At 38.0% G+C, this 21,805-nt stretch carries 12 protein-coding genes; 4 read left to right on the forward strand and 8 right to left on the reverse strand.

All coding sequences use genetic code 11. The features are described from left to right. From IPJ53_07750 to IPJ53_07770, 5 genes are all read right to left on the reverse strand, one after another. Complete coding sequence (locus IPJ53_07750) at positions 1-1,287, reverse strand: HlyC/CorC family transporter (protein MBK7798990.1); 1,287 nt, start codon at positions 1,285-1,287, stop codon at positions 1-3. 231 nt (positions 1,288-1,518) lie between these two features. Beyond that, entirely contained in the window at positions 1,519-2,718 is a 1,200-nt protein-coding gene (locus IPJ53_07755) for a pyridoxal phosphate-dependent aminotransferase (GenBank protein MBK7798991.1), read from the reverse strand. A 77-nt stretch (positions 2,719-2,795) separates the two neighbouring features. After that, the gene (locus IPJ53_07760; protein ID MBK7798992.1) at positions 2,796-4,592 is read right to left on the reverse strand and encodes an Omp28-related outer membrane protein; all 1,797 of its coding nucleotides are present in this window, start codon (positions 4,590-4,592) and stop codon (positions 2,796-2,798) included. A 391-nt stretch (positions 4,593-4,983) separates the two neighbouring features. Next, positions 4,984-8,439 (reverse strand): hypothetical protein, encoded by a 3,456-nt coding sequence (locus IPJ53_07765; GenBank protein ID MBK7798993.1) that lies wholly within the window; start codon positions 8,437-8,439, stop codon positions 4,984-4,986. A gap of 203 nt (positions 8,440-8,642) precedes the next feature. Continuing rightward, on the reverse strand, positions 8,643-10,685 hold the full coding sequence (locus IPJ53_07770; GenBank protein MBK7798994.1) for a S9 family peptidase: 2,043 nt from the start codon (positions 10,683-10,685) through the stop codon (positions 8,643-8,645). 106 nt (positions 10,686-10,791) lie between these two features. On the opposite strand from IPJ53_07770, the gene IPJ53_07775 reads away from it, so the two are divergent. Together IPJ53_07775 and smc are read left to right on the forward strand one after the other, a co-directional pair. Next, entirely contained in the window at positions 10,792-12,135 is a 1,344-nt protein-coding gene (locus tag IPJ53_07775; protein MBK7798995.1) for an MATE family efflux transporter, read from the forward strand. 157 nt (positions 12,136-12,292) lie between these two features. Continuing rightward, positions 12,293-15,847, forward strand: coding sequence for a chromosome segregation protein SMC (gene smc, locus IPJ53_07780; GenBank protein ID MBK7798996.1), 3,555 nt, complete (start codon positions 12,293-12,295; stop codon positions 15,845-15,847). A gap of 21 nt (positions 15,848-15,868) precedes the next feature. On the opposite strand, the gene IPJ53_07785 is transcribed toward smc, so the two are convergent. From IPJ53_07785 to IPJ53_07795, 3 genes are all read right to left on the reverse strand, one after another. Continuing rightward, entirely contained in the window at positions 15,869-16,294 is a 426-nt protein-coding gene (locus IPJ53_07785) for a type I restriction enzyme HsdR N-terminal domain-containing protein (protein ID MBK7798997.1), read from the reverse strand. Between the two features lie 17 nt (positions 16,295-16,311). After that, positions 16,312-18,591: a hypothetical protein gene (locus IPJ53_07790; GenBank protein MBK7798998.1), complete on the reverse strand. Its 2,280-nt coding sequence runs from the start codon at positions 18,589-18,591 to the stop codon at positions 16,312-16,314. Between the two features lie 76 nt (positions 18,592-18,667). After that, the gene (locus IPJ53_07795; protein ID MBK7798999.1) at positions 18,668-20,008 is read right to left on the reverse strand and encodes a dihydroorotase; all 1,341 of its coding nucleotides are present in this window, start codon (positions 20,006-20,008) and stop codon (positions 18,668-18,670) included. Between the two features lie 46 nt (positions 20,009-20,054). On the opposite strand from IPJ53_07795, the gene IPJ53_07800 reads away from it, so the two are divergent. After that, positions 20,055-21,206, forward strand: a complete 1,152-nt coding sequence (locus tag IPJ53_07800; protein ID MBK7799000.1) for a 5-(carboxyamino)imidazole ribonucleotide synthase — start codon at positions 20,055-20,057, stop codon at positions 21,204-21,206. Between the two features lie 26 nt (positions 21,207-21,232). Further along, positions 21,233-21,706, forward strand: coding sequence for a 5-(carboxyamino)imidazole ribonucleotide mutase (gene purE, locus IPJ53_07805; GenBank protein MBK7799001.1), 474 nt, complete (start codon positions 21,233-21,235; stop codon positions 21,704-21,706). Positions 21,707-21,805: the final 99 nt, after the last annotated feature.

The following is a 21,805-nucleotide window of genomic DNA, read 5'->3' on the forward strand; positions in this document are numbered from 1 at the left end:
CTATGGCTTGGTTTCTAATTTATTTTTCCTGATGATTACCTTATCAATTCTGGCTTGATCCATATCAACAATTTCAAATTCAAAATCACGCCATTGAATTTTTTGTCCTGTAACAGGCATTGACCGAAGCTCCTCTAAAATTAATCCGCTTAATGTATCTACCTGATAAGTATTGGTAAGATGGGGCAGTTCAAGTTTGCGAAACAGTTCATGAAGTGGGTATTGACCATCGATTAATAAACTTTTGTCATCCCGGACTATATAGGAAAATTCTTCTTCATAAAACTCTGAGACATCCCCCACCAAAGCTTTTAGTAAATCATTCAAGGTCAAGATGCCCTGTACCTGACCGTATTCATCCACCACTAAACCATAGTGAATATTTGTTTTTTTAAATTGCTTCAATGTTTCATAAGCAGATTGACTTTCCGGTAAATATTGAGGAGAATGGATCAAATCTGCCAATTTGAAATTATCATCATTGATGTGTTTGAAAATACTTTTGAAACTTACAATTCCTACGATATCTGTTTCCTGATCATCAAACACAGGATAAATTGAGTGCATGTCTTTATTGATGATATCCCGTAAGTGATTTGCATTTTCGTCGACAGATAGAAATACCATTTCATTTCGATGGGTCATTAAGGATGAAATTTTTCGGTCGCCCAGAATAAATACTCGCTGCACAATATCCTGCTCTATTTCTTCGATTTCACCCACCTCGGCACTTTCCTTAATGATGGATTTGATTTCCTCTTCTGTTACACTGCTGTCTAGACTTTTTTTAATTCCGAGAATATTCAAAATTACATCATTAGAAGCAGTTAAAAGTGCAACGAATGGGGAAGTGGCTATTGATATCCATTTCATAGGTCGTGATAATGCTATCGCCACCGGTTCAGGAAAACTAAGGCCTATCCTTTTTGGTAATAACTCACCAAAAAGAATGGACAAAAAGGTAATCATCAACACGATTATTCCAACTGCAAATTGATGCGAATAGATTTTTATAAATTCAAAATCTGATAAAAAATATTCAAGGTCATGGGTCAGATTTTCACCACTGTATATACCTAACAGAATCCCAATAAGTGTTATGCCAATTTGAACAGTTGACAATAATTTAGTAGGATGTTCAGCAAGCTCCAGAGCTGTTTCCGCACCTTTGCTTCCTTTTGCCTTGGCATTGTCCAGCTTAAATTTTTTTGAAGCAACCATGGACATTTCTGCCATGGAAAATATGCCATTGAGCACGATTAAACCGAATATAATCAATAATTCCACAGTTCGATTGATTTGAGAAGTTTGCAATAAAATGAGCGCAATAAATTCATGCAGCCACTATTTGAAGCATAGTAACCATCATCAGATGGCGATGCTGTAATATTTGATGATTTGTAAAGTTAGCAGAAATTAGAAACAATTTTCAGGGGAAGGAACATCTTTAAGCTTATTGCTTTTAACAGACCATGTCTACTTAGGTAATTAAATTAGACAAGACCTTAAAATATTTCCTTATTTCAATTTCAACAATGCAGATTTAATTCTTTTAATTGCTTCAATTATCTTTTCTTCTGAAAGTGAATAGGAGATTCTGAGGCAATTTGGGGCTCCAAATGCATCTCCTCCTACTACTGCAACGTGTGCTTCTGAGAGCAGAAATAAAGCCAAATCTTCCGCATCCTTGATAAGGGCTCCATTAAATGATTTGCCAAAATAATAATTTACCTGGGGAAGAATGTAAAAGGCTCCCTTTGGTTGATTGACTTTCCATTCAGGAATTTCTTTGATCAAATCCAATAAGAGGTCCCGTCTTTTATGAAAAGCCTGTCTCATTGCGTAGGTGCTTTCAAGGTCTGCATTTAAAGCAAATGCTCCGGCTCTTTGTGTGAAGGAGGCTGCTCCGCTGGTGAATTGACCCTGTACCTTTGTGCAAGCCTGGATAACTTCCTTTGGGGCACCCATGTATCCCAATCTCCATCCAGTCATGGAAAATCCTTTTGAAAATCCATTTATTGTGGCAGTCCTTGAGTTCATTCCTTCCAATGACCCTATGCTAACATGTTTTTCATTAAAAATGATGTGTTCGTAAATTTCATCGGAGACGACGAGTATGTCTGGAAACGCTCTCAGAATACCGGCAATTTTTTCCAAGTATTCTACCTCAAATACTGTTCCCGTAGGATTACAGGGAGATGAAAAAACCACCATGCGGGATTTGGGGCCTATGGCTTTTCTCAATAATTCCAAATCCGGTTTGTAATCTGCTTCAACGGTAGACTCCAATAATATAGGGGTGCCACCTGCCATTTTTATAATTTCAAAATAAGATACCCAATAAGGAGAAAATAAAATGACTTCGTCCCCTTCATTCAATAAGGCAAAACAAAGATTGGCAAAACTTTGCTTTGCACCATTTGATACCAGGATTTCATCCGGATTGTAAATTAAATTGTTTTGCTCACGGAATTTATCAGAAATGGCGTTCCTTATTTCCAACGTCCCCGCAACTGGAGTGTATTTAGTATATCCCAGATCTATTGACTCCTTGGCTTTCTCTTTTATGTGAACCGGTGTGTCAAAGTCTGGTTCACCAAGACTTAGATTGATGATGTCAAACCCTTTGGAAGCCATTTCTCTGGCCCTTTGTGCCATCCTGAGTGTCGCAGACTCATTCATGGCGGCGACTCTTGATGAAATTTTAAACTTATTCATTGGTACCTCAAAGGTCTAAATAAAAAAGGAAGTACCCAAGTGAATGGATACTTCCCTCATATTTTTTTAGCCAAAGATTAATGACTGATGACTAATTTTCTTGTTTGCAACGTTTGACCTATTTTAAGTTTAATCAGGTAAGAGCCGTTTTCAAATGCTTCTGTATTTACAGGAATCATCATCTCCCCACTTAAAATACCATAATTTCTACTTTGTACCAAATGACCCAACATGTCGACCACTTCGATGCTGACTTGCGTAGGATCGGTAAGATTCAGATCAATGTTTGCATAATCAGCTGCCGGATTAGGTGCTAATTTGACAGTGAAAGGAGCTGGAACCGGATTCTCTACAGAAGTATAGAGGCCGTTTGCAACTGCTTCTGAAATGGTAGTTTGGGTAGCATTTACGATTTCTCCATCAGGGCCTAAAAGTAGTCCAACTAATTCAAGATTGGGTTCTTTCCAGGTAATTGGAACATTTAAGGAATAAGTAATAAAATAAGTAGATCCTGCATTGATCTTGGTAGGTAAGAAACCTGCAATTCCATCATAACCGTCCAGGATAGCTCTGGCCACATGATTGTAGGTCATTCTGGAGGCCGGAACAGGATTTGGTAATTTTTCAAATCCTCCCATTGGACCACGAGCCCCACCAGAATATGTATTGGCCTGATTGAATTTAGCACCGGTTCCTTTCACACCATTTTCTGTAATGACCAGATTAAATCTGTAATCTCCATTTAGGTTGTCTAAAAAGTCTGCTCTTACAGAGATATTCAAGTCTCCTGTAGTTGGATTCCAGGTTGCACCATTGGTAAGTTTTACAGGTGTTTTTTCTACGATGGAGCTATAAAATTCTGATTCAAGTTCCAATGGATCTGAAATGGTTTTACGGTTATTTACGACACTTGGAAAGCCAGGGAATCCTGGAAAACTGGTCAAGCCTCTGTCATACACAGGCACCGTCATGGTATCTTGGTTGTGAACCGCAATACCAATAAAATGTTTGGGATAGGTTCTGGCCATGGAATCCATGTAAACAGCACCTCTTGGGCACCATTGGCACCAGGTTCCGGTAGCCTCTTCGGAAACTACCTTTTTAAATTCGGCTGGAACAACTCCCGATAGGTTGCTCTTTTTTATATTATTAGCCGTGTTATCATCTGCTACTCCATTTACTTTTGTGATTTCAACAGATAGTTCGTTTTGACCTGCAAGATATTTGACTGCTGGCAAATCAATGGTCTGAAATCCAAGAGAAGCAATATTCAAGTTGTTAAATGAAGCCACCTGAGTTGCCCCATTACCTAATTTATAACTGACCTCCAAAGAAGTGATGGCAGTATTTCCAAGGTTTCTTACTTGCATTGTTCCGGCAGCGCTTAAGTCTGCTAGAAATTGTGGTTTGTAACCAATCAATAGGAGCGTGGCATCCAGATTTGGTTTTACGAATGGTACATAATCGTAACTGATGTCATCAATGTAAAAAGTAGAACCATTACCACGTGTTTCAGTGCCGGTTACATAATTAGGATAAATATCTATAGATGCAATGGTGTTGTTTGGATTCGCAAATTTTGCTACCGTCACATCGTTCAATTTTACTTCCCAATTGTTGTCGGTAAGATCTGCTATTAGCGTGTATTTCACCCATGTTTCAGGAGTGTAATCAATTTCGCATAAATAGCCATTAGCAGAGCTACCTAATGTAGCACGGAACTTACCATCTCCATCAAAATAATTGTCCAGTGCCCAGGTAGTTCCGATGGTGGCTTTAGCTTGAAAATTAAAATAGGCCGCCTGATCGGAAAGCACATAAATCCACATTTCGTAAGTCAATTTTCCAATGTTCTTCTCACCACCAAAAGGCAATACCAGGTCAGTTGGACCTCCGGCTGCTGTAGCGGCTTCTAAACGAATGGACTTGGTCCCGGTTTTGCATTCTCATCAGTGATAAGGGCGTCTTCCTGAGTGCCTTCACCGACAGCGCCGGACCAAACAGTCCAGTACGTGGAGCTTTTTGCAACATAGTCGCCCACCTTATATGACTCAACGTTATCAGAAAAGGTATTCTGAGCGCCAAGACTTAAAAGTGAAAAGCAGAAGCAGATAATTAGTAAATTTCTTTTCATTTGTTGATTAATATTAGTTTAACAATGAGTCAAATATACGGATTATGAGTTTTATAGACCATCAGTTCTAAAACAAAAACACATTATACATTCGCAAATGTATAATGTGTTTTAATTCAAGTAGTAATATTTTATCTTAAAAACTTAAAAGGTCTCGTGTCGTAGCTATATCTTGTTTTCAGTACGTACATACCAGGAAGATAATGATTGATTCTGAGCAACATGCTGTTTGATGTTTTCTCTAAAAGATGGGTCTGCAGTCTGCGTCCACCCAAATCATAAACCTCTAATTCAAATCCTGCAGGGAATGGGAATATTGATTCAACCACCAATCCTGATGTTGATGCATATACTTGAAGGTCTTCTAAATTGAAGAATCCTTTTCCACTACCAAAGCAGTTGAGTGGTTTAAACTCAGCGGCTTTGCAACATTTTTCATTGTCGTTTTCACAAATTTTTAAAAAGTCATAGGTCAACCCACTCTTCTTAAAATCTTTGATGGTGATAGGTAAATCGTTATAGGAATAAAATCCAATAGAGCCTTTTCTGTCAAATACATCAAAACCTACTCCTTTTGTTCCTTTGTGCTGGAAGTTAACTCGCACGGAGTATTGGTTCGGTCCGGTACAATCAAGTGGAGTAACTTCAAGATTATAAATTTCACAAGACTCACCTTTCTGTTCACAGCACACGGTACCCAGGTTCAATTCCCGTGCACATTTTTCATTGGCACAATCCCTGAAAATAAACTCGTATTTTGTAGAACAATCTCCTTTTAAAGGGCCGATTTTAATTGGCAGGCTACCATAATTAAATTTACCATAATCCTTACCGTTGCCTTTGAGGGTAAAACACTCTGATGTATTGTGTCTGTCAAAGTTGAAGGTAATGTAAAACTCCCCTTCTTTGCATTGAGTTTTTTCATATTTGATCTGACCAATTTCACAATTGCCCTGAGTTTCACAGCAAACCTTTCCAACATTCAATGCACGAGTACAACGTTCATTTTTACAATCAGTAAATACAAACTCATAATTGGTGGTGCAATCACCTTTGAATGGTCCGATTTTAATAGGTTGAGGAGTATAAGGGAAAGTGCCATAATCATGTCCATTGCCTTTTATTCTGAAACATTCAGAGGTGTTGGAATACGGAAACTTAAATGTCAAATAAAACTGACCTTCTTTACAGTCGGTTCTTTCCCACTTGATCTCACCAATCTCACAGTTACCCTGAGCTTCACAACAAACTTTACCCACATTTACTTCACGGGCACAACGTTCGTTTTTACAGTCTATAAATGCAAAGCCATAGTTGGTTGTGCAGTCACCTTTGAATGGGCCTAATTTAATTGGTAATTGAGCATATGTAAAGGTTCCGTAATCCTGTCCATTTCCTTTTACCCTGAAACAATCAGAAGTGTTTTTGCGGTTAAAATTGAAAGTCAAATAAAACTGACCCTCCTTGCAAGCAGTTTTTTCCCATTTGATTTCTCCAATTTCACAATCTCCCTGAACCTCACAGCACACTTTACCAACATTTACTTCACGGGCACATCGTTCGTTTTTGCAATCAATAAAAACGAACTCATAATTAGTGGTGCAATCACCTTTGAATGGTCCTAGTTGAATAGGTTGCTTCGTGTAAGGGAAAGTTCCATAATCATGTCCATTGCCTTTTATCCTGAAACATTCAGAGGTGTTGGCATACGGGAATTTGAAAGTCAAATAAAACTGGCCTTCTTTATAAGCAGTTTTTTCCCACTTGATTTCTCCAATCTCACAGTTGCCCTGAGCTTCACAACAAACTTTACCCACATTTACTTCACGGGCACAACGTTCGTTTTTACAGTCTATAAATGCAAAGCCATAATTGGTTGTGCAGTCACCTTTGAATGGTCCTAATTTAATTGGTAATTGAGCATATGTGAAGGTCCCGTAATCCTGGCCATTTCCTTTTACCCTGAAACAATCGGAAGTGTTTTTGCGATTAAAATTGAAAGTCAAATAAAACTGGCCCTCTTTGCAAGCAGTTTTTTCCCATTTGATTTCACCAATTTCACAATCTCCCTGAGCCTCACAGCACACTTTTCCCACATTTAATTCACGAGCACAACGTTCGTTTTTGCAATCAATAAATACGAACTCATAATTGGTGGTACAATCACCTTTGAGTGGGCCTATTTGAATAGGTTGTGGAGTGTAAGGGAAGGTTCCGTAATCATGTCCATTGCCTTTCACCCTGAAACATTCAGAAGTATTGGCGTATGGAAATTTGAAAGTCAAATAAAACTGGCCTTCTTTGCAAGCAGTTTTTTCCCACTTGATTTCACCAATTTCACAATTGCCCTGAGCTTCACAACAAACTTTACCAACATTTACTTCACGGGCACAACGTTCGTTTTTACAGTCTATAAATGCAAAGCCATAATTGGTTGTGCAGTCACCTTTGAATGGACCTAATTTAATTGGTAATTGAGCATAGGTAAAGGTTCCGTAATCTTGACCATTTCCTTTTACCCTGAAACAATCGGAAGTGTTTTTGCGATTAAAATTAAAAGTCAAATAAAACTGGCCCTCTTTGCAAGCAGTTTTTTCCCATTTGATTTCACCAATTTCACAATCTCCCTGAGCCTCACAGCACACTTTTCCAACATTTACTTCTCGGGCGCAATGTTCGTTTTTGCAATCTATAAATGCAAACCCATAGTTGGTTGTGCAATCACCTTTGAATGGTCCAAGTTTAATAGGAAGGGGAGAATAAGGGAATGTACCATAATCTTGTCCGTTGCCTTTTACCCTGAAACACTCTGAAGTGTTTTTATGATTAAAATTAAATACCAGATAAAATTGACCTTCTTTACAATCTGACCTTTCCCATTTGATTTCACCAATTTCACAATCTCCCTGTGCCTCACAGCAAACTTTTCCATAAACACTGTCTATTCTGCATCTTTCATTTTGAGAATCAAAAATGACAAATTCATAAGAAGTTTCACAATTTCCCTTTAGTGGTCCAAGTTTAATTGGGAGGTTTTTGTAATTAAAGGTCCCATATTTAACACCGTTGCCTTGCACTTTAAAGCTGTCAGAGGTGTTTTTATGTTTAAAATCAATCGTCATGTAAAACTCCTTGTCGACCGAGCAATCAGATTTTTTTAATTGCAATTCAGACAGCATGCAGTCCCCTTTTACTTCACAACAGACAGTACCTAGAGATTTACGGATATTGCATAATTCATTTACACAGTCAATTACCACAAATTCATACTCCGTCTTACAATCGCCTTTGAATGGTCCTAGTTTTAGAGGAAGGCTTGTGTATGGAAATTCACCATAATTGTGACCATTTCCTTTGACTCGGAAGCACTCAGATGCATTCTGTACGTTAAAAGTTAGGGTGACATAGAATTCCCCTTCCTTAGTGCAATCTGATTTTTCAAGCTCAAGGTCACTTAGCATGCAATCCTCTAGACTACTTTTCGAATTTAACTCACTACCTAAGATTGATTTGCTGCTGATGGCAGAAAAGGCTGATAGAGAGAAAAACGAACAGAAAACAATGGATAAAAATTTGATCTTTTTCATATTAGGACAGACTGATTTGAGTATATGACCTGAATCAGGTAAAAACTGTTGCCTGAACTGACCAAAATACCAGCATAAAGTTACTAAAAATAGAGAATATTTGAAGGGCTTAATTAAACATTCAGTGTTTTTCAGTATTGGACGGCCAAAAAACCGGTTCTCTTCAATAATTTGAATAAAGATTAGTGGGCCAATACCCAGGCTCAATCCAATAAGGACAGCATAAAAGCATATTCCCTGGCCGTTTCTCGGTATTGCTTAAATCTACCGGAAGCCCCACTGTGTCCTGTATTCATATCACACATAAAAATCAGGGGAGTGTCATTGGTCTTATGAGTTCTGATTTTTGCTACCCATTTTGCAGGTTCCCAATATTGGACTTGTGAATCGTGATAACCTGTGCGAACAAACATAGCAGGATAGTTTTGGGGCATCACGTTATCATAAGGGGAGTAAGATTTTAAATAATGATAATACTCTTCGTTTGCCGGATTTCCCCATTCGTCATATTCACCGGTTGTGAGTGGAATGTCCTCATCCAACATGGTTGTTACAACATCCACAAACGGCACCACAGCCAGAATTCCTTTCCATAAATCAGGTCGCATGTTTGCAATGGCTCCCATCAGTAATCCTCCTGCTGAACCTCCATATGCAAAAAGCCTATCGGATTGGGTGTATTTTTCAGCTATTAAAAATTCTGCACAATGAATGAAATCTGTAAATGTATTTTTCTTTTCTAAAAACTTCCCGCTTTCATACCAGGCACGACCTAATTCCTGCCCACCTCGGATGTGAGCAATGGCAAACGCAAAATTTCTATCCAACAGACTTTTTCTCGAAATACTGAAGGTCGGATCAATAGAAATTCCATAGGAGCCATAACCGTATAATAATAATGGATGGGCACCATCCTTCTTAAAAGTTTTGTGATAGACAATTGAAATTGGAATCAAAGTTTGGTCAGAAGCGGTGGCATATATTCTCTCTGTATGGTATTCATTGGTGTCAAAGCCTCCTTCAATTTTTTGTACTCGCAATATACTGAGCTTATGATCTTCGAGATGATACTCATAAATAGTAGGCGGAGTTTTGAGTGAAGAAAAATGAATTCTTAAGTTGATAGAATCTAGTTCAGGATTAACTGAAAAGACCGCTGTGTATACTTCTTCGTCAAAGGTAATGTAATAGGGATTTGAATTTTTTGGATGAACATGAATTTTTAGAATTCCTTCACTTCTTTCTGATAGAACCAGATAGTCTTTGAATAACTCAAAATCCTCTACCAAAATACTTTCGTTGTAAGGAATAATGTTTTTCCAATAGTCCATTTCGGTATGTTGATCTGGACAACGCATCATTCCAAAATTGGGCCCGATTTTATTGGTACGTATAAACCACTCCTGATCCTTGTGGTCAATGTAATATTCAAGATTCTCCACACGGCTTTGAAATAGAAAAACCTGATCACTGCAATGTTGTGCATCGATGTATCGATATTCTGATTCCAGAGAGGAGGCAGAATTAATCAAAATATATTTTTTGTCCTTTGTTTTCCCAACTGATACATAAAACGTCTCGTCTGATTCTTCAAAGATTAATTTGTCTTTTTTAAAATCAGTTTCAAATTCATGCAGCATCACTCTGAATTCTCTGAGTGTATCATCTTTGGTCACGTAATACACATTTTTGGAATCATTGGTCCAGACGAGACATGTGCCGGCATTGGGAATTTTTTGTTTAAAAGTTTCTCCGGTAACCAGATTTTTAAAACAAATTGAATAGATTCTTCTGCTTTGTAAATCTTCTGTATAAGCCAAAAATTGATTGTTGGGACTAATGGCCATGCTCCCTATGTGGTAATATTTTTGACCATCCGCAAGTTTGTTTACATCTAGAATGACTTCTTCCCTGCTCTCCAAAGTACTTTGATATCTCACATAGATCGGATATTCTTTTTGCTCTTCAAATTTGGTTTTGTACCAATATCCGTTTACGTAATAGGGTGCAGATTCATCGTTTTGAACTATTCGCTGGGTGATTTCTTCAAATAATTTGTCCTCCAATTCTTTAAAAACAGCACACATCTGCTGGCCATAATTGTTTTCCTCTTCGAGGTACGCCAGGACATCCGGATGGTCTCTTTCATTCATCCAGAAATATGGGTCCACTCTTAGGTCTCCATGATGGCTAAGTTCTTTAGGGTTAAGTTTTGCTTTTGGAGCAGGAATCCTGGGTAAATTCATATGATTTGTATTCTGTTGCAAAAGAAACAAAGTTTGGGGATATAATAAGAAATCATAAACTATTGTCTCGTATTGACGATGTGATTTATCTTTAGGCATCTATTAGATGAAAGAATTCATACACAACGCTAAAAGACTGCTTTTCCTGGCCATTCCTATCATGTTGGGATCTGCCGGACAAAATGTCATTGCATTAACCGACAGCTTGTTTCTTTATCGTTATGATGAAAATGACTTCGCAGCTGTAGGATTTGTAAGCGTTTTTTATCTTGTAATTTCCTCTATTGCCTACGGGTTTTCAAAAGGTGGTCAGATCATTATTGCCCGAAAATATGGGGAAAGGTCTCCGCTTGCGGTCAAAAAGTACTTTTATGCCATTCTCTTTTTTGAATTGGTAGTAGGACTTTTGATTTTTATTGTACTTAAATTCTTCTCAGCTGAAATCCTTTCATTGTTTGTCAAATCTGAAGTAATTCTCCAAAAATCTCTTGAATTTCTCGAATACCGTATCTATGGTTTAGTTTTTGCCTATGTCGGACTTGCCTTTTTGTCGTTGTATATGGGTTTAGGCAGACCTAAAATTATTCTGATTGATACTGTTTTTTTGGGATTGAGTAATATTCTTTTGTGCTATCTCTTAGTCTATGGGAAAGGCGGATTTCCAGAGATGGGAATTGCAGGAGCAGGATTGGCAAGTTCGCTTGCTGAAATTGCAGCTTTTGTGTTCTTTCTGATTTATATATTGCTAGACAAGGATCTGAGGCCTTTTGATCTGTTTACCATACCCCACATTGAGCCATCCGAATTAAGAAATATTTACAAACTAAGCCTTCCGATACTTATGCAATCAGTCATTGGGATTGCAAGCTGGTTCATCTTTTTCAGTTTTATAGAAAAACTGGGAGAGAGAGCTTTGGCAATTTCCAATTTGTTGCGCGTGGTTTACCTGATCTTTACCATTCCTTGTTGGGGCTTTGCAGCGGCCATCAATACCATGGTAAGCAAAACTATAGGACGAAAAAGAGAGCAAAGAGTACTCAACCAAGTATATCATTCCTCTTTAATTTCTCTTACCGTAACAACCCTGGTATCCTTTCCATTTTTAATTTTTGCCCAGACCCTCCTGTATCCATTTTTGGGGGGAGGAGACACTGCCTTGTTTCAGGAATCCCTGCCATACTTTAAAATTCTCTTCGCCATTTTGGTGGTTGCATCTTTTTCAAACATTTTTTTTAATGGGGTCAGTGGTGCGGGAGAGACTTCCAAGGGGTTAAACATACAAATACTGGGATCATTTCTTTACTTGGGGATTACCTGGATAGCTATTCTTTACCCGGATTCACTGGGTTTGAAGTGGGCATGGTACGGAGAAATTGTCTATTGGCTGAGTCAATGTCTCTTGTCCTGGTGGGTTCTTAAATCCGGCAAGTGGTACTTTATTAAATTTTAAGTTTATTGTTATTTTTTTTCCTTTTGTAATAGCTTGATCCAGCTATTCTAAAATAGTTAAAATATTTATATATGATTGATAATGAGCGCTTTATTTAAAGTGTTGTTATTTATATTGAGAAAACTTATATAAATCTTTTCTATATTTTTGCAGCCTTATGAGACTTAAAAAAATAGAAGTCAAAGGTTTTAAAAGCTTTGCTGATGAAACGGTCATCCACTTTAATGAGGCAGTGACCGGTATTGTTGGTCCCAATGGTTCAGGGAAATCAAATATTGTGGATGCCATCAGGTGGGTGCTGGGAGAGCAAAAAGGAAGAGAATTGCGTTTGGAACAAATGTCTGACGTTATTTTCAATGGTACCAAAAAGCGAAAGGAGGCACCTCTGGCGCACGTAAGCCTTACCTTCGAAAACACCAAAAATCTATTGCCTGTTGAATATCATACAGTAAATATTTCAAGGTTTTTATACAGAAGTGGAGAAAGTGAATATCGTCTGAACAATGTTACCTGTAGGTTAAAAGACATCACTTCACTGTTTATGGATACCGGAATCGGATCTGACTCCTACGCCATTATAGCTCTGGGAATGGTGGAGGACATATTGTCCAACAAGGAATCTGCACGGCGGAAAATGTTTGAGCAGGCCGCAGGAATTTCAAAATACAAGTCCAGAAAGCGTGAATCCATAAATAAATTAAAAGCGACCACCGAGGATTTAGCTCGAATTGAAGATCTATTATTTGAGATCAATAACAATCTCGTTGAATTGGAAAAGCAGGCAAAGCGGGCCAAAAAGTTTTTTGAAATGCGGGATAAGTATAGAAATTCCGGATTGAGGCTCGCATTTTTGTCCGTAGTAAGTCTGAAGGAAAAGATTCAAAAGACCTCCCAAATTATCGACGAAGAAATAATAAAATTGCAAGAGCAGGAGGTTAAACTGCACCAATCTGAAGCAGAGCTTGAGCAATTCAAAAAATCTCACCTAGATAAGGAGAAAAGTCTCAGTGAATATCAGAAGAAAGTGAACGAACTTTTGGATCAGATCAGAAATATTGAGACAGAGATTCAAGTTAAAGAACAAAAGAAGTTTTTTAATGTAACACAGCAGGAAGCTTTGAGGCAGAGCAATACGGATGCAGGTACTAAATTGGAAGTAATTTCTCAGGATATTTTATTGCTGCATTCTGAAATCGGAAAAACTCAGGAAGAATTCAGTAAACTACATGTTCAGACTGCTGAGTTACAGTTAGATTATGAAACTAAGCAATTGAAGTTTGATGAGCTAAAATCTGGTGTGGATCAGTTTCAAACTCAAAAAGATACCATAGAAAAAAGTGTCTTCGAATTAGAAAAGGATCTGGCGATCAAAAGAAACCAACTGGAAAATCTCCAGGCAGATTCAAAAAGAAACGCAGATGAACTTGCGTTCAGGACAGAGGAATATTCACATTTCAATAAAGATATTGAAGACCTTGAGACCAATCTTCGGATTGTTCAGGAGAAAATTGCCTTGGTGACTAAGGAAGAGGAGGAAAGAAAAGCAAGGCTTTCTATTCTAAAGACAGAGATTGAAACACACACCCAAAATGTAGCAGCCGCCAATCGGAAAAAAGATGCCCGGAAGAATGAATTTGATCTCTTAAAATCTATGGTTGAAAAACTTGAAGGTTTTCCGGAGTCCATCAAATTCCTGCATCAGAATTGGAGAAAAGACGTTCCCGTATTAACGGATCTTATTTATACTGAAGAGAAATATCGTTCTGCAATTGAGTCTTTCTTAGAGCCCTATCTTAATTATCACGTAGTGAGTAATGAAGAGGAGGCCATTCAGGCGATCAGACTTCTCCATGGCAACGCCAAAGGCAAGGCTAATTTTTTTATTCTTAGTAAATTTAAAAGTGAGAAAATTGTTCCGGCAGAAATTGTTGGATTTAAATCTGCCATATCCCTTATTGAAACCGATGCACTCTACCAGCCTTTGTTGTACTCTTTGTTGAATAATGTTTATGTAAAAGACGCTGAGTCTTATCTTGAAGATGTCATGGATTTTCCGGAGGATGTTTCAGTAATTAGTTTGAGTGGGTCTATAATCAGGCAAAGAAATTCGATTTCAGGTGGTTCGGTTGGATTGTTTGAAGGCAAAAAACTTGGTCGCAAGAAACATCTGGAAAAACTTGAATCTGATCTTAAGACCATTGAGCTGGAGGTTTTAGAGTTGGACAGAACGTTGTCACAACTTAAACAAGATTACAAACAAATTGAATTGATTAACAAGGAAGGAGAATTGAATATTTCAAGAAAAGAAGAAAGTACCTTGCTTCAATCTCTGGCACAAATGTCAACCAAGGTTCAACATTTCAATGACTTGAAAAAACAATTTGAAGAGCGCATAGCTGGTAATGATCTAAAATATAAGGAAATACAGCACGACAGAGAAACGAATCAGATTAAAGTGGAAGCGCTTAAGTCAGAATTGGGTCAACTTTTAAACAGCATCACCCAAACTGACCTGGTATTTAATAACATCTCAACAGAATTGACAACAGCTGCCGGTTTGTACAACCAGTCAAGACTTGAAGTGCTCAAATGGGAGAATAAGTTGGACAATATCAAAAAGGATCTTGAATATCGTCAAAGACAGCATGATGAAACTAAAATACAACTTGAGCACAACTCAAAGCGCTTAGAAGAATACCAACATGAATTGGAGGAATTAGATAAAGGGTTGGCTGAAGATAAAAATCAACTAATTGAAAGATTCGAATACCGTAAAACAATTGAATCTGATTTAACGCATTTGGAGCAGGATTATTACGAGATACGGAATACCATCACTGTGCAGGAAACCCAAATTCGGGGATATCAGAAGTCAATACTGGAATACCAATCTTCCATAAATACCTTGAAAGATCAACGTTCTGAGAGTAATTATAAGATACAGTCTACAGTGGAGAGGGCTGAACTTGAATTCAATACACCTTTGGATAAATATGTTCCCGAAGAGGAAGTAGAGCAAATGGATGAAGATGCATTGAGGGATCGAGTGATGTATTATAAAGTTAGGCTCGATAATTATGGAGAAATTAATCCAATGGCATTAGAAGCCTATGAGGAAATGAAAGGAAGATATGAGCGAATTCAATTGCAAAAAGAGGATATCCTTAAAGCTCAGGACAGCTTGCTTCAGACCATAAAGGAAATAGAGGAAACGGCTACGGCCAGCTTTATGAATGCCTTTAATCAGGTGCGTGTTCACTTTCAGGATGTTTTCCGTTCACTATTTACCGGAGATGATGATTGTGATTTAGTCTTGATGGATGAAATGGATCCATTGGAGTGTGATATTGATATCATTGCAAAACCCAAAGGGAAGCGACCAAAATCTATTCATCAGTTAAGTGGAGGAGAGAAGACCTTAACAGCCATTGCATTGTTATTCTCACTTTATTTACTGAAACCGGCACCTTTCTGTATTTTTGATGAAGTTGACGCACCACTGGACGATATTAATATTGATAAATTTAACCACATCATCAGGAAGTTCAGCAAAGATTCACAATTTGTGATCATCACGCACAACAAACTGACCATGGCAGAAGTAGACGTCTTGTATGGGGTTTACATGGAAGAAATGGGCGTTTCGAATGTCACTGCAGTTGATTTTAGAAGTTATGAGCATGACATTGTGCTTTCTGAAATGGAAGGATAATTGTAAAATAACTGCTTCTATTCAGGTATGGAATGGGAGTTGTTCGATAAATTGATAGCTTTTTAGTGCATGGTCAATTTTTGCAATCAAGGTTGATCTGCCATTTGTAACTGCCAAATAAGGAGCTTTTAAAATAAAATTATAATTGGCAGCTTGATCCAATACACGCTGTGAAATTGCAGTTTCATAGGACTTACACTCAACAATTACAAGAGGGGCTCCCGATGGATCGTAAACTACCAAATCAAATCTTCGCTTAAATCCCCCAAAAACTAATTGTTTTTCAACGGACATGTTAGACAGACTGTAATGGAGTTCAGAATGAAGATGCACGATGAATAGCTGCCTTACAATTTCCTCAGGGGTAGAAGTTATCCATTTTTTTCTGACCGGATCATAGATTTGATTTTTTGAATTTCGTTTGATCTGGTTAAAATATTTTTCCAATGAAAATTCATTTTCCATCAGACAGCGTGCAGGTCTATGTTTTTAATGGGTGTAAATAAATTTCGCTCATTGGATGGCCAGAAACTTTTCAATTGAAACAACTGATTTGATTCCACATTTTCAATCTCAAATCCGGCTACTTCCATGCATTTTAAAAAATGCCATTGCCATTCCAATTGTTGAATGTTTAGGGAAGCAGTGGAAAAAAGTTGATCAGCCAACCATATTTTTTTCTGTGTTGATTTATGCATCAGCAACTCACTTAATCTTTCAGCTCCATCTTGTTCTTCCAACTGGATCAGATTCCATTCAACACCACTGAGTTGAATAAACAATTGCTCTAATTCCTTTGGCAGAAAACTCAGTGCCAGTTTTTTCGAATTAACTAAAACTTTTAATTTCGGAAAATTTGATAAAATGAAATTAGCAAGTCCATTGATGTGGGTGGTTACTTCGGTTGGATGAAGATCGTGCAGTATATTTTTCAATCTGGATGGGGGAGCCTGATTGAGTGCGATATTGAATTCTGCATGAGAAGATAATTCTTCGTGTATACTGATATAATGATGGGCAGATTTTCCAAATTTTGCCAACTGTTGATCTTCATCAGCAGGACAAAGATTCCACACTTCATCCCAAACTGGTTGGCTCAGTGTCGGAAAATATTCGCGGTGAGAATTTTCAAGTATAATAATAGGAAATACATCAGTCAGCAGTGGAATTAATTGATAGTATTCTGAAAGTGTGTGTTCATTTTTTTGGTTATTTTTTAAGCTTTCATAAAGGCCGGAATCCTTTTCACTCAACTTTTGAAGTGATTGGTGCTGTTTTTGTTCATATTTTGAAAGCAGGTAGGACGTCCATTGTGATTTTATCTGAGCAACACTGGTTTTGAATTCCTTAATCCAGTCTGGAATAAATTCTGCATTGTAGTCAAAAGTTTGTTTTAAAATGCTGTCCTGGTAGTGTCTTTTTAATTCCATTTCCCAACTGTCAGGATGCGCAGATTGCAAAAGATCCAAAATGTTTTTTTGACGGTCAGTAAGCAAATTGTATTGAATTTTCCAATCAAAAAACGGTGCAAATGAGGACGAGCAATCTAAAATGGTATCCGCAAATTTGATATGTTTTTCTATGGAATGAATCAGTTCAGGAAGTGTATCAGATTGCAGTTGAATGGTTTGATGGATAATTCCGGAAGAATTGATATCATTTTGCCATTTAATGGCTCGTTCGAGGATGCTTTTTAAACTCAAAACAATATCTCTATCCCTTATTTCCGATAATTTTAATGACTTTAAGGTGTGGTTAAGACAATTGTTTATTTCTGGTTTTAAATCGGATATGGAAGGTATTTCGTTCCGGTAATTAAAAGTAATAATTTCTGAAGTGTCTGACGGCTTAAGGAAATTTCTATATTTTTCAAATTTTTCAACTGCAAGTTGATGTTTAAGCATCCAATCCGACTGATCGGTTTGATTGGATTGCAGCCATTTTAATTCGGAAATATATTTTGAAAATTGATGACAAATGCGTTTGTTTTCAGAGATGAACCAATAGTCAAGATATTCATTCAGTTCGTTTAGTATTTGACTGCCGGTTTTTTTCCAATGAGTTAGAAAGTGTGATAGGTAAGTCCATGCTTCATCCCGAAGAAAAAGTTCAAATAACTTGTCATTCAATTGATTTAGAGGATGAGATTCATGAAGCTTTCCGCCTTTACAAGTTTTAAAAGATTCCAACAAATTTATCATGCTCTGGTATTCTCTTTGCATGAGGGGCTCATGTAATGGGCTTATTCGAAAAAATTCATTTTTTTTGACTTGTTCCAGAGAAATGGCTTTTGATATTGAGCTTACAAAATTTTCTTGAAGTCCGGATTTAGTTTGATATAAAGAATCGTATGTTTCCTTGAGATTGTTGTGTACAATTTTTAAAGCTTTATTCAGCGTTTCAAATTGTTCCAGATTTAATTTTCCCGGGACAGTGACCGGATTAAATTGTAATAATTTTTGTTCAATTTCAGATCTGGAATGTGTAAATAGAAAACTCAAGGGTTGTAACTGAAATTCATGTATGATTTCCTCTAAAAGACGGACATGCTCAGGCTGATCTATTAAAATCAGGGTTTTTCTTTTGGTAAGTAAATTTCGGATAATTTTATTGCAGATCCATAATTTACGAGCGTTTTGGTTCAAAGGTCTGATGTGAATATTGGACTCAGTTTCTGAGATCAACATAGATTGAGCTACATCATCCGGCATAGGATATAAGTAAATGAAAGAGTCCTGACCCATTTTTGGTGTTAAATTTTAGATACAAATATATATAAAAATATTATATATGAATATCAAAAACTATGTTATTTAAGTTTTAATTTCGATTGAAGGTCAATCGGGCACCTTGAGGAACGGGTAAAACTTGGTGGCCGTCATAGGCCAAATGTCCGTTGACAAAGGTGCTAAGTATTTTTCCCGCCAGGCTCTTCCCTTCAAGTGGGGACCACCCACACTTATATAATAAATCGTGTTTTTTTACCTCGAGGGTTGCTTCTGGATCCAGAATTACTAAATCCGCGAAGTAACCTTCTCTTAGAAATCCTCTGTTTTCAATCTCAAAGCATACGGCCGGATTGTGTGCCATTTTTTCAACGATAAACTCTATGCCCCAACCATGCTGCTTACCTAAAGTAAGCATGAGGTTCAGTGGGTGCTGAACAAGTGGAAGTCCTGAGGGAGCATCCGCATAGTCCCTTGATTTTTCTTCCATGGTATGAGGAGCGTGGTCTGTAGCCACTACATCCATTTTTCCATCCATCAATGCCTGACACAATGCAAGTTTATCATTTTCTGTTTTAATAGCAGGATTGCATTTTATTAAATTGCCCAGTTGCTCATAATCCCGGTCGTCAAAAAACAGATGGTGGACGCAAACTTCACTGGTAATTCTTTTATTTCCCAATGGCTGGTTATTGTTAAACAAATCTAACTCCTGCGCGGTAGTAAGATGCAGGACATGCAATCTGGTTTGATGTTTTTGGGCAAGTGAAATAGCTAAACTGGAGGAGAGTTTGCAAGCCTCATGATTCCGAATCAAGGGGTGCTCCCAGGCAGGAATTTTTGACCCATATTTAAGTTTAGCGGCTTCCATGTTCCTTCTAATAGTGGGTTCATCTTCGCAATGTGTGGCAATCAGAACAGGCGCCCTTGAAAACAATGCCTCCAGGGTATTTGGTTCGTCAACCAACATTCCTCCGGTGCTCGATCCCATAAAGACTTTAATTCCGCAGACTTTCTCATAATTTACACGGAGTACATGCTCAAGGTTGTCGTTGGATACCCCCATGTAAAAGGAAAAGTTTGCCATGGATTTTTGGCTCGCGATCTTGTATTTTTCTTCTAGAATTTCAGGGGTCAGTGCATTGGGTATGGTATTGGGCATGTCCATAAAGCTCGTAACCCCTCCAGCCAGAGCGGCTGAACTTTCTGTGTGGATGTCAGCCTTGTGTGTGAGCCCAGGATCCCTAAAATGCACCTGATCATCAATGCAACCGGGAATGAGTAATTTCCCATTTACGTCAATAATTTCAGCTTCAGGATGGCTAATATCCTTGTCAATACGCTGGATGCGGCCGTCCTTCAGCAAAAGGTCTGATTCAAAAGATCTTCCTTCGTTAACCAGGGTGGCATTTTTAAAGAGTTTGTGATTTTTCATAGCCCCTTTATTATTGTTTTTTCAATCTTTGCAGGTAAATATTCTAATGTCATATAAACCATCAGAAAAGAAAATCGGTTTCCTGGGTGCAGGTCAATTGGGAAAAATGCTGGCACAGGAAGCCTCTAAATTAGATCTTGAACTTCATTTCCTGGACAAAAGTAAAGATTATCCTGCCGGTAAGGTTAGCCGATTTCTTACAGAGGGAGATTTTAACAAATACCATGATGTATTAAATTTTGGAAGATCAGTAGATGTATTGTCCATTGAGATTGAACAGGTGAATACCGAAGCCTTGGGCCAATTGCAATTGGAGGGTGTTAAGGTTTTTCCTCAGCCGGAGATCATTCGTTTAATACAAGACAAAGGATTGCAAAAACAGTTTTTGTTAACTCATGGAATTCCCACTGCACCCTTTACACTTTTTGATTCGACAGATTCCATTGTGTCAATGGTTCAGACCGGCATGATCAAATTTCCATTTGTCCAAAAACTCCGAAAAGGAGGCTATGATGGCAAAGGAGTTGAAATCATCCGTTCGTTTGAAGATTTTCCCAAACTAATGGAAGGGCCAAGTCTGGTGGAAGAAATGGCAGATATAGTGAAGGAAATAAGCATTATAACTGTAAGAAATGAACATGGTGAAATCAGAAATTACCCGGCCGTCGAAATGTTGTTTCATCCATCTGCAAATCTGGTAGAATATCTTTTATGTCCTGCAGAAATACCCGAACAAGTGTTGGTACATGCCAATAGACTTGCATTGGAGTTAACAGAGCAATTGAGCATTGTAGGATTGTTGGCTATAGAAATGTTTGTACTAAAAGATGGGCACATTTGGATTAATGAAATGGCTCCAAGACCTCATAATAGCGGACATCACACTCTGGACAATGGCGCAACCTCTCAATTTGAAAATCACCTGAGAGCTATTTTAGATTTACCATTGGGACCAACAGAAGGAGAGCCGTGGTCGATTATGGTTAACTTATTGGGGGCTGAAAACTTTTCTGGTCCGGCAGCTTACGAAGGACTTGAAGATTGTTTGGCTATTCCTGGCGTCCATATACATCTTTACGGAAAAGAAGAAACCAGACCACATCGAAAAATGGGTCATGTTACCATTACCGACAAGAATTTGGCAAGCTGCCGGGAAAAGGCTAATTTCGTGCAACAAACCTTAAAAGTAAAAGCTTGAACAACGACAAAGTAGTGGGGATCATTATGGGTTCAGACAGTGATCTACCTGTTATGAAGGAGGCTGCTGACCTTTTAGATTCTTTTGGAGTTAATTTTGAAACCCGCATTGTTTCCGCACACCGTACTCCGGAACACATGATGGATTATGCACGAACTGCCAGAGACAGAGGGATAAAAATCATTATCGCCGGGGCGGGAGGCGCTGCACATCTGCCCGGAATGGTGGCTTCAGTGACCACTTTGCCTGTTATAGGGGTTCCTGTAAAATCATCCAATTCGATAGACGGATGGGATTCCATTTTATCCATCCTCCAAATGCCAAACGGGGTTCCGGTGGCAACTGTTGCCTTGAATGCTGCAAAGAACGCGGGGATTCTGGCAGTAGAAATATTGTCAATTTTCGACACCACTCTGGCGTTTAAATTGCAAGAATTTAAAAAACAAATGTCGGAACAGGTTTTGTCAAAGGATGAGAAGTTGAAGAATAATAGGGATTAAAACTTTCTGCACCTAGGGATGGGGCGTGTTTGTTAGATTTTTAAATTGCCCCAGTGTTAAATCCCTCATTTTAAGTTTGGTTGGTTTTAAATCCAAAAA

This window comes from Candidatus Vicinibacter affinis, from assembly GCA_016714365.1.
Lineage (GTDB): Bacteria > Bacteroidota > Bacteroidia > Chitinophagales > Saprospiraceae > Vicinibacter > Vicinibacter affinis.